This window comes from Vibrio sp. 10N.222.55.B11, from assembly GCF_041473705.1.
Classification (GTDB): Bacteria; Pseudomonadota; Gammaproteobacteria; order Enterobacterales; family Vibrionaceae; genus Vibrio; species Vibrio crassostreae_C.
In genome coordinates this window covers 1-13,269 of sequence record NZ_JBFRST010000018.1, presented here as the reverse complement: position 1 = coordinate 13,269, position 13,269 = coordinate 1, and the positions used below count along the sequence as shown (strand labels likewise).

General features: G+C 45.5%; 12 protein-coding genes. 7 read left to right on the top strand and 5 right to left on the bottom strand.

Annotated elements, in window-relative coordinates; genetic code table 11:
• Positions 1-47 precede the first annotated feature (47 nt).
• Entirely contained in the window at positions 48-785 is a 738-nt protein-coding gene (locus AB4503_RS07045; RefSeq protein ID WP_372114084.1) for a sulfite exporter TauE/SafE family protein, read from the top strand.
• 104 nt (positions 786-889) lie between these two features.
• Here AB4503_RS07045 and AB4503_RS07040 read toward each other — a convergent pair whose 3' ends face one another.
• Positions 890-1,663: a murein L,D-transpeptidase family protein gene (locus AB4503_RS07040; RefSeq protein WP_372114082.1), complete on the bottom strand. Its 774-nt coding sequence runs from the start codon at positions 1,661-1,663 to the stop codon at positions 890-892.
• Positions 1,664-1,665: 2 nt separating this feature from the next.
• Complete coding sequence (locus tag AB4503_RS07035; protein WP_017064907.1) at positions 1,666-2,148, bottom strand: GNAT family N-acetyltransferase; 483 nt, start codon at positions 2,146-2,148, stop codon at positions 1,666-1,668.
• Positions 2,149-2,367: 219 nt separating this feature from the next.
• Between AB4503_RS07035 and AB4503_RS07030 the strand changes: the two genes are divergently transcribed.
• From AB4503_RS07030 to grxB, 3 genes are all read left to right on the top strand, one after another.
• Positions 2,368-3,348: a Gfo/Idh/MocA family protein gene (locus AB4503_RS07030; RefSeq protein ID WP_017060561.1), complete on the top strand. Its 981-nt coding sequence runs from the start codon at positions 2,368-2,370 to the stop codon at positions 3,346-3,348.
• 164 nt (positions 3,349-3,512) lie between these two features.
• Positions 3,513-3,671, top strand: coding sequence for a hypothetical protein (locus AB4503_RS07025; RefSeq protein ID WP_004733064.1), 159 nt, complete (start codon positions 3,513-3,515; stop codon positions 3,669-3,671).
• 347 nt (positions 3,672-4,018) lie between these two features.
• Complete coding sequence (grxB, locus tag AB4503_RS07020; protein ID WP_017067268.1) at positions 4,019-4,651, top strand: glutaredoxin 2; 633 nt, start codon at positions 4,019-4,021, stop codon at positions 4,649-4,651.
• Positions 4,652-4,791: 140 nt separating this feature from the next.
• Here grxB and AB4503_RS07015 read toward each other — a convergent pair whose 3' ends face one another.
• A complete protein-coding gene (locus AB4503_RS07015; protein ID WP_017060559.1) occupies positions 4,792-5,625 on the bottom strand; it encodes a pyruvate, water dikinase regulatory protein in 834 nt (277 codons plus the stop codon).
• 178 nt (positions 5,626-5,803) lie between these two features.
• Here AB4503_RS07015 and ppsA point away from each other — a divergent pair, with 178 nt between their 5' ends.
• Entirely contained in the window at positions 5,804-8,176 is a 2,373-nt protein-coding gene (ppsA, locus tag AB4503_RS07010; protein WP_372114080.1) for a phosphoenolpyruvate synthase, read from the top strand.
• Between the two features lie 87 nt (positions 8,177-8,263).
• On the opposite strand, the gene AB4503_RS07005 is transcribed toward ppsA, so the two are convergent.
• Together AB4503_RS07005 and AB4503_RS07000 are read right to left on the bottom strand one after the other, a co-directional pair.
• A complete protein-coding gene (locus tag AB4503_RS07005) occupies positions 8,264-9,055 on the bottom strand; it encodes a hypothetical protein (RefSeq protein WP_017064910.1) in 792 nt (263 codons plus the stop codon).
• Positions 9,056-9,121: 66 nt separating this feature from the next.
• Positions 9,122-10,477: a serine hydrolase gene (locus AB4503_RS07000; RefSeq protein ID WP_017060556.1), complete on the bottom strand. Its 1,356-nt coding sequence runs from the start codon at positions 10,475-10,477 to the stop codon at positions 9,122-9,124.
• A gap of 92 nt (positions 10,478-10,569) precedes the next feature.
• Here AB4503_RS07000 and AB4503_RS06995 point away from each other — a divergent pair, with 92 nt between their 5' ends.
• Positions 10,570-11,544: a helix-turn-helix domain-containing protein gene (locus AB4503_RS06995; RefSeq protein WP_372114078.1), complete on the top strand. Its 975-nt coding sequence runs from the start codon at positions 10,570-10,572 to the stop codon at positions 11,542-11,544.
• A gap of 262 nt (positions 11,545-11,806) precedes the next feature.
• A complete protein-coding gene (locus tag AB4503_RS06990) occupies positions 11,807-13,141 on the top strand; it encodes an MATE family efflux transporter (RefSeq protein ID WP_372114076.1) in 1,335 nt (444 codons plus the stop codon).
• The last annotated feature ends 128 nt before the right edge of the window (positions 13,142-13,269 follow it).

Genomic DNA, 13,269 nt, shown 5'->3' with positions numbered 1-13,269 from the left:
TTTCATTAGCTCGCTCTATTTAGACAGCTTCATTGGTTACTTAATTTATGGATCTCATTTTTAGTCCAACCTTCCCAATTTTGGGTGCAATCTTCATTTTCGCCGCTATTGTTCGTGGCTTCTCAGGTTTTGGTTTCACCTTAGTGGCATTGCCATTGAGTGCGTTATTCGTACCTGTTATTGAACTGGTTCCTGTTTTCATGCTGATCGACCTGTTAGGCAATATCCAATTGCTGCCGAAGGTTAAACATCACGTAAATTGGCGATGGGTTTCAAAGGTATTTATCCCTTGTTTGGCCTTCACGCCCATCGGCTTGCTGTTGCTTAAATCCGTTAGCCAAAACACGATCATCTTGATCATCAGTGCCTTCATTTTTGCGTCAGCAATCATGATCTACAAAGGGTTCCAATACAAAAGCGAACCTAGATTTGCTCCCTATATTCTAGGCAGTCTTGCGGGGGTTATGAATGGCGCAGCTTCAATGTCAGGCCCTCCGGTTGGCACGCATGCATTGGCAGGTCCTGTCGCACCACACATTGCCAGAGCCGGCCTGATTGCGTTCTTTGTACTAGCTGATTCCAGCGCCTTTGTTACGGCCTCTATCGCAGGGTTAGTCGATCGTGATGTGGTCTGGCTTACTCTAGCACTCTTACCAAGCAGCATGTTTGGCGGCTATGTCGGTTCAAAATTGTTTGAGAGGTTTGGTGGAGCGAAGTTTAAGCCAGTCACCATTGCATTGCTGATTGTGATTGCAATATTCAGTGCAGGTCGAGTCTTACTGTAACGGCTTTAGCGTTTAATTTTGGACGTTGCTTTTACGAATTGGTTTCGCGAATTGATTGCGCTAATTGACTGCGGAAAGTGATTAAGAAAACTGGGTACCAATGACTACCATTCGATATGGATAGGGGTACCCATTTTTACAAGTTGGAGAAACTCATCCATATCTTGATTGGTTAACGCGATACAGCCATCCGTCCAATCAAAACTTTGAATAAAGCTCGGCGAACGACGCTCGCCGTTTTTGATGCCATGGATTTTGATGTTTCCTCCAGGATCTACATCATTTTGCTCTGCCCATTGCATATCCGAAGGTTGCGGATAGTTAATATGTACTGAGCGATAAAAGTCCGACTCTTCCATCACATAATCGAGCTGGTATTCCCCTTCCGTCGTTCGGTTGTCCCCTTCAAAGCGTTTATGCCCTTTCGGTTGTTTGCCTAGCGCAATACGAAACTCCTGAATCACCTCTTCACCTTTTAGCAGATACATCCTACGTTTCGATTTATCGACTTTAACTAACGTAACCACTTGCGACAGCGAATCTATCTCAGATGCGCTATCCGGTACGTTGTAAAACTGTCGAGAGGAACTTTGAGGTGGACGTTTCGATGACCCTTGAGAAAACTGAGCTACCTTTTCATCAGGGCTACTGTTAAGAACATCATCCACAATAATCACATGCTCGGAGTTTGAGCTCGTGGAAGAGGTTGAGTTAGATGAAGACGTTGAGACACGTTGAGAATGAGCCGGTGCAGACTCGAATACGATGGTTTCGATAGCGGTCGCGTCAGAGACTATTTTCTCGACCACGACTTGCTCAGCATTCGCGTTCGAAGCCACAAACAGTAAACACAGTGATAAAGGCAGAAACAGACGCACCTTTAGATCTCCTCAAAACGCATGGACATGGTTCGTGACTGAGTTTCCATTCCTAACGACTCATAGAAACCCTGAGCTTGTTGGTTAAACTCCATTACCTCCAACCTAAGTTCTATCGCTCCTCTCGCCTGCGCCCATTGATTAAAAGACTTCATTAACGCTCGACCAGCACCTTTGCTCTGAACCTGATCGTTCACCACAATCGTATTGACCCTTGCCACCTTGTGCGGCTGAATAAAACTGACGCCTTTGTTCTGCGTTACCTTACCCGCTAAAAAGCCAACGACTTGCTTGTCGTCTACTGCAACCAAGAAAGCGCCAAGTGGGTCAAGCATCAAACCTAACCAATACTCTTCACTGTCGGCCAAGCCTTGTGACGCTGGTGCAAATACCATAGGCGCACCAAGATGATGTTGACGGTTTATCTGCTCAGAGAGCGCTAAGATCGCGTTAATATCAGTTACCTTGGCCGTCCGGATTTGCATATCATCACCTTGTTTGAATTCAATAGCACCTTAGCAAAAATGGCTTAGTTGTGCACCGTTACACTGGTCAACTCAGACGCTCTGTAAAGGCTGAACATTAATATTAGGCACTATGTTTAGGGAAATTGTTCCGTAAATCTCAGGCACATTGCCAGCCGTTGAGTGCTACTATCTCTGCAGAATCAATATACTAACGACGACTAACGACTGGATACCTATATGATTAAGTTTGCTGTAATTGGAACCAATTGGATTACACAAAAGTTTGTTCAAGCTGCGCACGAATCTCAATCGATGCAACTTGCTGCGGTTTACTCTCGAAATCTAGACAGCGCGGCACAGTTCGCCCAAGAATTTGACGTTGAAACCACGTATGACTCACTCGACGCATTGGCCAATGACAACACTGTAGAAGCCGTGTACATCGCTTCCCCTAACTCACTGCATTGCGAGCAATCTATCTTCATGATGGAACACGGCAAGCATGTTATCTGTGAAAAGCCGGTTGCATCAAATATTGATGAAGCAACACGCATGTTCGAAGTCGCTGAGAAAAACGGTGTGGTGCTGTTTGAGGCGTATAAATCTCAATTCCTACCGAACTTTAAGCAAGTTCAACTTGGGTTAGAAAAGATTGGCAAGGTACATAAAGCACACATCAACTACTGCCAGTATTCATCGCGCTACCAAAAATACCTAAACGGCGAGAACCCAAATACCTTCAACCCAGCTTTTTCTAACGGCTCATTGGTCGATATTGGCTTTTACTGTGTTGCCGCGACAGTCGCGCTATTTGGCAAACCTGAAAACGCACAGGCTTCTGCAAAGCTACTTGATTCAGGTGTCGATGCTCATGGCTGTGCGATCTTCCAATACCCTGAGTTTGATGTGACCCTTGCGCACTCCAAAGTCAGCGACTCTTATGCGCCAAGCGAGATCCAAGGTGAATTAGGGGCGATCATCATCGATCACATCGCTGAATGTACTGACGTTAAGATCCGCTACCGCGATGGCACGGTAGAAAACCTTACTCAAGCACAAAGCGAAAACTCCATGAGTTACGAAGCGCAGGCCTTTGCTAGCTGCATTGCTGGCGACAACGCAACACAAGCGCAGGCCCAACTGCGCGCTTTAACGGTTGCGAAGTTAATTACAGAGATGCGCCAACAAGTTGGTGTAGTGTATCCAGCGGATAAATAACGTCACAGCGTAAGTTAACAAACTGATTTTTAATACATAATTATTTATACATAACTGAATTTAATCTTTACGACAAATAACCGGATTAGTTGATTGAGGTCCCATCTGTTTAAATCCGCGTTCGATATCTATCGTATTTATTTAATTTATTGAAGGTGTGTAAAGTGTTTTCAGTTGATGATCGCGTTGTAGCAACAAAAGGTGTTGAACTAGGTGAAATGGTAGTAACTGGCCTAAGTGCTGGTGGCGGCTACGTTCACGTTACAACGGTAGAAGGCGCAATGACGCTTACTTACCCAGCGCAAGATCTTAAAAAAGCATAGTTTAACCACTCTGCCCTTTTAGTAGTCACTCTACTAAAGGTAACAAAATTGAGGCTTTGGCTGACTTCACTCTTCTGCATTAGAGTAAGCAGCCAGAGCCTTTTTTATGCCTGTAATTTACCCACTAGCTTTCTCATTCGCTTACTCGTTACAATAAAACCGCACTCAACTGACAATAGAATTAGGCAACGAGTTTCTACACTAAGTGCTTATTCCCATCGTTCTCTTGATATCCCCGAGCACTTAATCGCAGTGAATAGTTCTTGTTAACAAAGGCTTATTGTCTGCGAAAGTTTCTGGTACATTAGCATCATCTTATACTAAGAAAGACCCGAATGAGGGAAGCTATGAAGCTTTACATTTACGGCCACTGCCCTTTCTGTGCAAGAGTCTCCTACATTGCTCAATCGCTAGGCTTGAACATTGAGCTTGTTTCTGTCGATTATGATGATGCCCAAACCCTTATCGATCTGATCGGTAAAAAGATGGTGCCCGTCTTACAAAAAGACGATGGCTCTATCATGGCAGAGAGCCTAGATATCATCGCGTACTTCATGGACTTGAAATCAAGCGATGAGCAGCGTGTGCCATCTGAGCAAGTGACTGTGTTCCAAACTCGCGCATTCCCTCTTACTCAACAGATTGGACGCCCACGTTGGTGGAACCTCGACTTGGCTGAATATCGCTCTTCTGGAGCCAAAGAAGCTTGGCGTGCCAGTAAAGAGACCGAAGGTTTTAACTTTGAAGAACTGTTAGAAAAGACGCCTCAGTTCGTTCAACTGATTAACCCATTACTGAAAGATGCCGAACTCTTACTGGATCTAGAGAATGGTGAGTCATCACTGCCTCTAATCGATCAAGCGGTGTATTTCTCGATGCTTCGTGGCTTTTGCGTAGAACCAAGCATCAGTTGGCCACCAGCACTTGAACGCTGGTTAGAAAAGAAAAGCGAAACGCTAAAGCTGTCTTTACTTCGCTAGAAAGCTATCTCGATTAAGAAAGCAAGCTCTGACTCGCAAGCGACTACAACGAGCACAAACAAAAAATCGAAGCTCTCAGGTGTAAACTGCGAGCTTCGATTTTCTTTTATCTGGCCATTCTATTTCTCTAAGGCTTTGTCTTACAGCAGACGCCTTCTCAAACCTGTTCGCTCCAAGATTCGTGTCGAAATTTCTTCAACCGATAGTGAAGAGGTGTTGATGTAAGGTATCGCTTCTCGACGGAACATCGCCTCTACCGTTTGCAATTCATACAAACATTGTGAGTCACTGGCGTATTCGCTGCCTGCTAAGCGGTTCTCACGAATTTCAGTGAGCCTTTCTGCATCAATGGTCAAACCAAACAGCTTATGTCGGTAAATCTCAAACTCTGGCAACAGCTTTAAGCGTGCCAAGTCATCGTGGATAAATGGGTAGTTTGCTACGCGTAAGCCAAACTGCATCGCCATATACAAACTTGTTGGTGTTTTGCCACTTCGAGAAACACCCAACAAGATGATGTCGGCTTCTTCCAGCCCTTTTAGCGTGATGCCATCATCATGCGCGAGCGTGTACTCAATCGCAGCAATACGGTCGAAATACTTCACCGAGTCCTTGTTTACACTGCGTGAGCGCTGCAACTTAGGAACAGGCGCCATCTGAATGTCATCCTGTACTTTCTGCACGATGCTCTCTAACACGTCATAACAGTGCGCGGGCGCTTCTAGCAATTTGGTTTTGATATCAGGTATCACAATCGAAAAGAACACTAGCGGTTCTAATCCGGTATCACGATACGAAATTTCAATCTCTTTTAATAAATCAGAAAGTTTGTCCTCACTTTCCACAAACGGAAAGGTTTTTTCATTGGCTTTAAAAGGGAATTGACCTAGAACAACATGCCCTAAAGTCTCACATGTTATGGCCGTTCCATCAGAAACATAGAATACATCACGACTTTGGATATCAATTTGCATTTTTTATTTAATGTTTAAAATTATTTTGAGTAGGATGGGAACCATAATATATATAACGAAACCCTGCTGACTATTACGTCCCCCACAGCTTTAAAAAATAATTTACATTTTTTTAAACTGACACGTAATCGTTTGCCTTTAAATCCCTACAATGCTTGCTATGTTTCTGGAGAAATAAATGCAAAATAATACCCTATGGTTCAATGGCCTATCCATGGAAGATGTCGACAAAGTCGGCGGTAAGAACGCCTCACTGGGCGAGATGGTTTCTAACCTGTCCAATGCTGGTGTTTCTGTACCTAATGGTTTTGCTACCACCTCTTATGCGTTTAACGACTTTCTTGATTACAAAGGTCTTGATGAGCGCATTCACCAACTACTTGATGAACTTGATGTTGAAGACGTTGACGCCCTGCGTAAGACAGGTGCAACGATTCGACAATGGGTTCTAGATGCACCCTTCCCAGAATCACTAGAGCAAGACATCCGTGAGAACTACCGTGAGCTAATTGAAGACAACGAAGAATTGTCTGTAGCGGTTCGTTCATCGGCAACCGCAGAAGATCTTCCAGATGCTTCTTTCGCAGGCCAGCAAGAAACCTTCCTTAACGTGAAAGGCATCGACGCGGTACTCGAAGCAACCAAGCACGTTTACGCGTCACTGTTTAACGACCGCGCTATCTCTTACCGTGTACACCAAGGCTTTGACCACCGTGGCATTTCATTGTCTGCGGGTATCCAGCGCATGGTTCGCTCAGACAAAGCCTCTTCAGGTGTGATGTTCACGCTTGATACTGAGTCTGGCTTCGACCAAGTGGTATTCATCACCTCTTCTTGGGGCTTGGGTGAAATGGTTGTACAGGGCGCAGTGAACCCAGACGAGTTCTACGTTCACAAGCCAATGTTAGAAGCGGGTCACTACCCAATCGTTAAAAAGACGTTTGGTTCTAAGTTGATCAAGATGATCTACTCGACCAATCAAGAAATCGGCAAGCAAGTCGATATCATCGACACCGACACTCAAGAGCGTAACAAGTTCTCACTCAACGATGAAGAGATCAAAGAGCTAGCAAAACAAGCGATGATCATCGAGAAGCACTACCAACGTCCAATGGACATTGAGTGGGCGAAAGATGGCATCGACGGCAAGCTTTACATCGTTCAGGCTCGCCCAGAAACCGTATGTTCTCAAAGCGATCAAAACGTTATCGAGCGTTACGAGCTAAACAATAAGGCGGATGTCTTGGTTGAAGGCCGCGCAATCGGTCAACGTATCGGTTCTGGCCCAGTTCGTTTGGTTGATTCACTAGACCAAATGTCACTGGTTCAAGAAGGCGACGTACTGGTAACAGACATGACAGACCCTGATTGGGAACCTGTTATGAAGAAAGCATCTGCGATTGTCACTAACCGTGGCGGCCGTACTTGTCACGCTGCGATCATTGCTCGTGAGCTAGGCATTCCAGCAATCGTTGGTTGTGGCAGCGCAACAAGCAGCCTAAACGATGGCGATACCGTGACAGTGTCATGTTCAGAAGGCGAAACAGGCTACGTTTACAACGGCGAACTCGACTTTGAAATCAAACGTTCTGAGGTTGATGAGCTACCAATGCTACCGACTAAAGTGATGATGAACGTGGGTAACCCAGATCGTGCCTTCGACTTTGCACAAATCCCGAACGAAGGTGTTGGCCTTGCTCGTCTAGAATTCATCATCAACAAGATGATCGGTATTCACCCTAAAGCGCTGCTTAACTTCGATGCACAAACGGATGAGCTAAAAGCGGAAATCAACGAACGTATTCGTGGCTACAAAGATCCTATCGATTTCTACGTAAGCAAATTAACAGAAGGCATCGCGACTATCGCTTCTGCATTCTGGCCTAAGCGTGTGATCGTACGTATGTCTGACTTTAAGTCGAACGAGTACAGCAACCTAGTCGGCGGTAAAACGTTTGAACCGCATGAAGAGAACCCAATGCTGGGCTTCCGTGGTGCATCTCGTTACATCTCACCAGTATTCGAAGACTGTTTCGAGCTAGAAACTCAAGCGATCAAACGCGTTCGCAACGAAATGGGCCTTAAGAACGTTGAAATCATGATCCCATTCGTTCGCACTCCAAGCGAAGCGGCATCGGTTATCGACATTCTGGCTAAATTCGACCTTCGCCGTGGCGACCAAGGTCTGAAAGTGATCATGATGTGTGAGCTACCATCGAACGCAATCTTGGCTGATGAGTTCTTGAAGTACTTCGATGGCTTCTCTATCGGCTCAAACGACATGACACAGCTGACGCTTGGCCTAGACCGAGATTCAGGTGACGTGGCACACCTATTCGATGAGCGTAACCCAGCCGTGAAAGCAATGCTGAAAATGGCGATCGATGCAGCAACCAAAGCGGGTAAATACGTGGGCATTTGTGGCCAAGGCCCATCTGACCATGACGACCTAGCAGAGTGGTTAATGGAGCAAGGCATCAGCTCTGTTTCACTAAACCCGGATACGGTTATCGATACGTGGTTGAAGCTAGGTAACGTTGCTAATAAATAAGTAACGTTTTACGCAGTACCTAAACGACAAAAGCCAGTCACATTGACTGGCTTTTTTAGGTTCTTTGCAAATTAGCTGGCTAGAGCGCTAGAAGTAGTATCTCACACCAACCCAAGCTTCGGTTTGCCAACCATTCGGCATTGACACACCTTTCACATCAACATCCGCTTTGGTAATGTCATAGCGCGTATTCAACCACCAAGTTCTTGCAGTGTTCATCGGCACATTTAACGATGTTTTAAATGAGAAGTTTTGCATGTCGATATCATCACCAGAAAGATCTTGCCACTCAGGAACCAAAGACACATAAGCGCCAGAGTCACCGAGATGCTTCGCGGTAATCAAACCAAGCGAGTATCCCGTTAAATCATCTTTAGATGAAGTGACGCCAGGGATCTCCATACTACCAGTCATCAGTCCTGCTCTTGGAAATACCAGGAATCCACCGGTATAAGCTGGATTAATCGCAACAACACCGCCAACCGACAATAAGTCATTTTTAATACTGTTGCGCGTATTAATATAATCTAATGAAAGACCCACTTTAGGCGTAGCTTTCGTCCCTGTTTCAAAGACGTGGAAGTACTGAATTCTAGAGTTGCTGTACTCTGTACCGAATTTGTCTGGATCGCGAAGCGCTGTGTTGCTTTCATCGACAAACGTCCCTTCGGCCAGTAGGGCAAACTGCTGACCGTTTTCTAAACCGCCAGAAACTTGCCCTTGAAATTGGATATCTGAACTACCATTCAGCATCAATGCAGCTTGAGTATAAACTTTAGTGACATCAGCAGGATCGATAACACGTTCGGAATCTGAATCGGCATGTGCAGGAAGGGCTAGACCTAAACTCAACGGGATTAATAGAGCAAACTTTTTCATTATATCTCTCGAAAGTCGTTTGCTTCCTCCTTGAAGCCTGGAACATCCTGTTAGGTAATAAATAGATTACTTGTCAGCAAGTAGTTTTGCTGCCGAACGCATTAGTGCAGGGCCTTTATTCTCACCAAAACCTGAGTGGTATGGGTTGGTTGAGAACATCACACCCACAAAGTCACGCGCCGGATCGATGTAAATAAATTGGCCTAGGTTGCCGCTTTTCGACATCGCACCATCGTTGAAAATGAAATCAAACTGGTATGCGTTGTAGTCTGCTTTTTCGTTGTATGCGTGCAGTGAACTGCTCTCTTTGCTAGTACCTACGAATGCTTTTGGATCACCGCCGTTGCGGATACGATCAATCACAGCTTGTGACACCACTGGCTCATCAGCCACCGCTTTCCAGCTAGGTGTAAATAGTGTTCCCCAGCGAGCCATATCTTCTACCGTTGATGAAACCAAGCCAACCGCGATCGCCATGCCATCTGGCGTCAAGTTGAATTGCATTGGTTGACGTGCGTGCACTTTTGACCAAACACGATCTTCGAATACTTGAGTCCAAGTTTTGTTCTCAACGTTTTCAACTAACTTAGTCAGCACCATGGTGTTGATAGATGCGTAACGGAAATGGTCACCGGCTTTTTCACCTTCCAGTTTCTGTGCACCTTGAGCCACTTCCATCCAAGTTTCCATTTCACCCGTTTTTGCACGAGGTGAGTTAAACGATGCCGCAAAGAAACGCACCACATCAGAGTCTGGGTTCAAGATAGACTCTAATGTCTCTTCATTGTCTAGCGCGGTCGACATGTTCAGAACTTGGTGTACTGTGATGCCATCCCAGTTCGTTCCTTTCAATTCAGAAACATACTCAGCGATCTCTTTTTCAGGGTCGACTTTGCCCTCTTCCACTAACATTGCGATCACTGTGCCAACCGTCGTTTTTGCTGTAGATGCCCAAACGTGCGTATCTGTCGGCTTCATACCTGGGTAAGCTTCGTAAACGATCTCCCCTTTGTGAATCAACATAAAGCCTTGGGTACGGAACTGTTCATCCGCCAAGTACTCATCCATTGTCAACTGACCTTTGCTTTCAGTATCAACTTTCAGTGCAGCGAGTCGTGGGTCGATATTTTTGACTAAAGGCTTGTACTCTTCGTTTGGAGCCGCCAGTGCCGTTGGTAGAAACTCACTCATGTGCATGTTGTAGTAAACGCTGTGGTCGCCGCCCATCTGCCAATGAAAGTTATTGAATAACTCACGAGCTGAGTCAGTAAAACTTGGGGTAAATGCTGTGCTCGCCTCTTTCACGGTCAAGGTAACTTGAGCACCTTCAACTTTCAGAGCTTCTTCAACTGGGTTTGCTGCAAGAGCAAATGATGATGGGGTCGCTAACGATACTAGAACGGCAATGTGTTTAAGTTTCATAATTGTTCTCCTGTTTGGGTTAGGAAAAGTATAGGGAGATGCGCTACACTTAATTAGGTCACTTGATGACATTTAATGGTAGGCACAAAACAATGAAAGCATCATCGAACACCACCAGCATACTGCTCACTTCGACCAGTAACATTGCTCCATATATTCAGTATTGTGACAAACATAGACTGGATTGGCGCACCGTCGCCGTTGCGTGCGGTCTACCCATTGAACTGACCCAATCCAATCAATGGCTTCCTACACAAGACGTGATTCGCTTCATTCATGGCCTTGAGCGTAAGTTTGGCGATTCGATAGGGATTGAGGTTGGACGTAAGGCCTCTCTAGAGCAATTGTCACCTGAGCTAGACCGAAAAATTGAACAATGCACTTCTCTCGAGCAAGCGGTACGCTGCTTGATTACTGAAATATCGACCTTAAGTAATCACGTCACCATATGGACGGAAAAAAGCGATGGATTGTGGTGGCTTTGTCATCGAAGTTGCTATCACCCATCGACCTCAGGTTTTGAACAAGCAGAATGGTTTCGCGCCCTGACCGTGATTAGCCTATGCCGTAAGTTCATTGACAGTCGCTGGCAACCATCACACGCCAAGTTGGTCTCTAAGCACAACAGCGCACGTAAATTACCTAAGCATTTCTTTGATTCTGATATTCAGTTTGAAGAGCAATACGGTGCGTTCTCGATTCCGCTGCCCGATGATTATCGTGCCATTTCAGAACGAAATAGTACCCAAGATTGGCATCACGCTGTCGAGATATTAATAGACACCTATGCGACTCTACCTTGGTTCAATATTGAGTGGTTTGCGACCATGCTCGGCATGACAAAACGAACGCTGCAGAGAAACCTGAAGAGCAAAAACATTCTCTTTAAACAAGCCAAAGAACAAGTTCGGGAAGCTAAAGCAAAACAGCTACTTGAAGAGACCAACCTTTCTGTTCAAGACATCAGTTGGCAAGTGGGTTACAGCGACTTGAGTAATTTCAATCGTGCATTCAAAGGTTGGGTTGGAGTCACGCCACCAAGTTATCGGGATAAAGCGAAACATTAGAAATAGTCGAATGGAAAACCTTTAGACCCAATCCGCTAATATAAAACTCAGAAACAAGATACGACACCTTAAATTTCAATAAGCGAACGCATAAAGTTGCATTGCACAATGCTCACATACCGATGAAACTGTGCAAAGGTAATATCGATAGATTTAATGACATTTATTGGTATCGAGCTAACGTTACGTTATCCTTTACGCAATTCTTCATTGAGTGGATTGTCACTACGACAAACCTACCTTCAAGACTGATAAGAGTGTTATGAATTCTACGACCGCAACTCCCTCGCCTTCTCTTGGGCGACAACTCTATACAATGACATGGCCAATGCTGTTTGGGGTGCTCTCCCTGATGAGCTTCCAACTTGTAGACAGTGCTTTTATTGGCCAGTTAGGCGTACTGCCGCTCGCGGTTCAAGGCTTCACGCTACCAATTCAGATGATCATTATCGGGATTCAAGTCGGACTAGGCATCGCGACAACGGCTGTGATCGCGAGAGCTATTGGGGCTAACGAGATACGCTATGCCAAACAGCTCGGCGGATTAGTCGTTGCGATGGGCAGTGTGAGTGTCGCGCTGTTCTCGGTCATCATCTATCTGTTGCGTGGTCCTATTTTACAACTCCTCGATGCACCACCGACGGTACTGCCGATCATTGATTATTACTGGATCTATTGGCTGGTAAGCTCTTGGACAGGCGCACTGCTCTACTTTTTCTACAGTGTGTGTCGTGCCAATGGTAATACCATGCTGCCCGGTTCGATGATGATCGCGACCAGCATCATCAACTTGATATTGGACCCGATTTTCATATTCACGCTCGACATGGGCATCAACGGAGCCGCGATTGCGACCATCTTGGCGTTCGGTGCGGGTATCTTTATCGTTGCTCCTAAGGTAACTAAGAAGCATTGGATGACATTCGACTGGCACGATCTTGATATCGGCAAGAGTATTCGTTCTATAGGAAACATCATGGGGCCTGCGATGATCAGTCAGCTACTGCCACCAGTCTCTTCGATGCTCGCCACCAAACTGCTTGCAGGCTACGGCACAGCAGCCGTTGCAGCTTGGGCGCTAGGTTCACGTTTTGAGTTCTTTTCGATTGTTGCAGTGCTTGCTCTGACTATGTCGATGCCACCTATGATTGGCCGAATGTTGGGAGAAAAGAACCTAGGGAACATACGTAGTCTTGTGAAGATTGCCGTGATGTTTGTATTAGGATTCCAATTGGTGATCGCACTGGTAACTTGGGTGTTCTCTAGCGGGTTGGCAAATCTCATGACCAGCGAAGACGAAGTCTCGACCATTTTGAACTACCACTTACTTATCGTTCCTATCAGTTTAGGGCCGTTGGGTATCTGTATGCTGATGGTTTCTATCTCGAATGCGCTTGGTAAGTCTTATACTGCCTTAACGATATCAGCACTGCGCCTGTTCGCCTTCTTCTTGCCTTGCTTGTGGGTTGGTTCGCAGCTTGCTGGTATTGAAGGCCTGTTCTGGGGTGCCATGGTGGGTAATGTGCTTGCCGGTACATGTGCTTGGTTTATGTACCAACGCGCACTTGGGCAAGTCGAGGCTAAGCTTTCTAATTAATCAGTTAGCGAACTAAACGGCTTGCCAGCTAAACCGCTATAAAGTTATTAAACGAAAAAGCAGCCACTTAGGCTGCTTTTTTAGTTTCAGACTTAAAATATATTGGGGTTATACCAATTAAAGTAAAA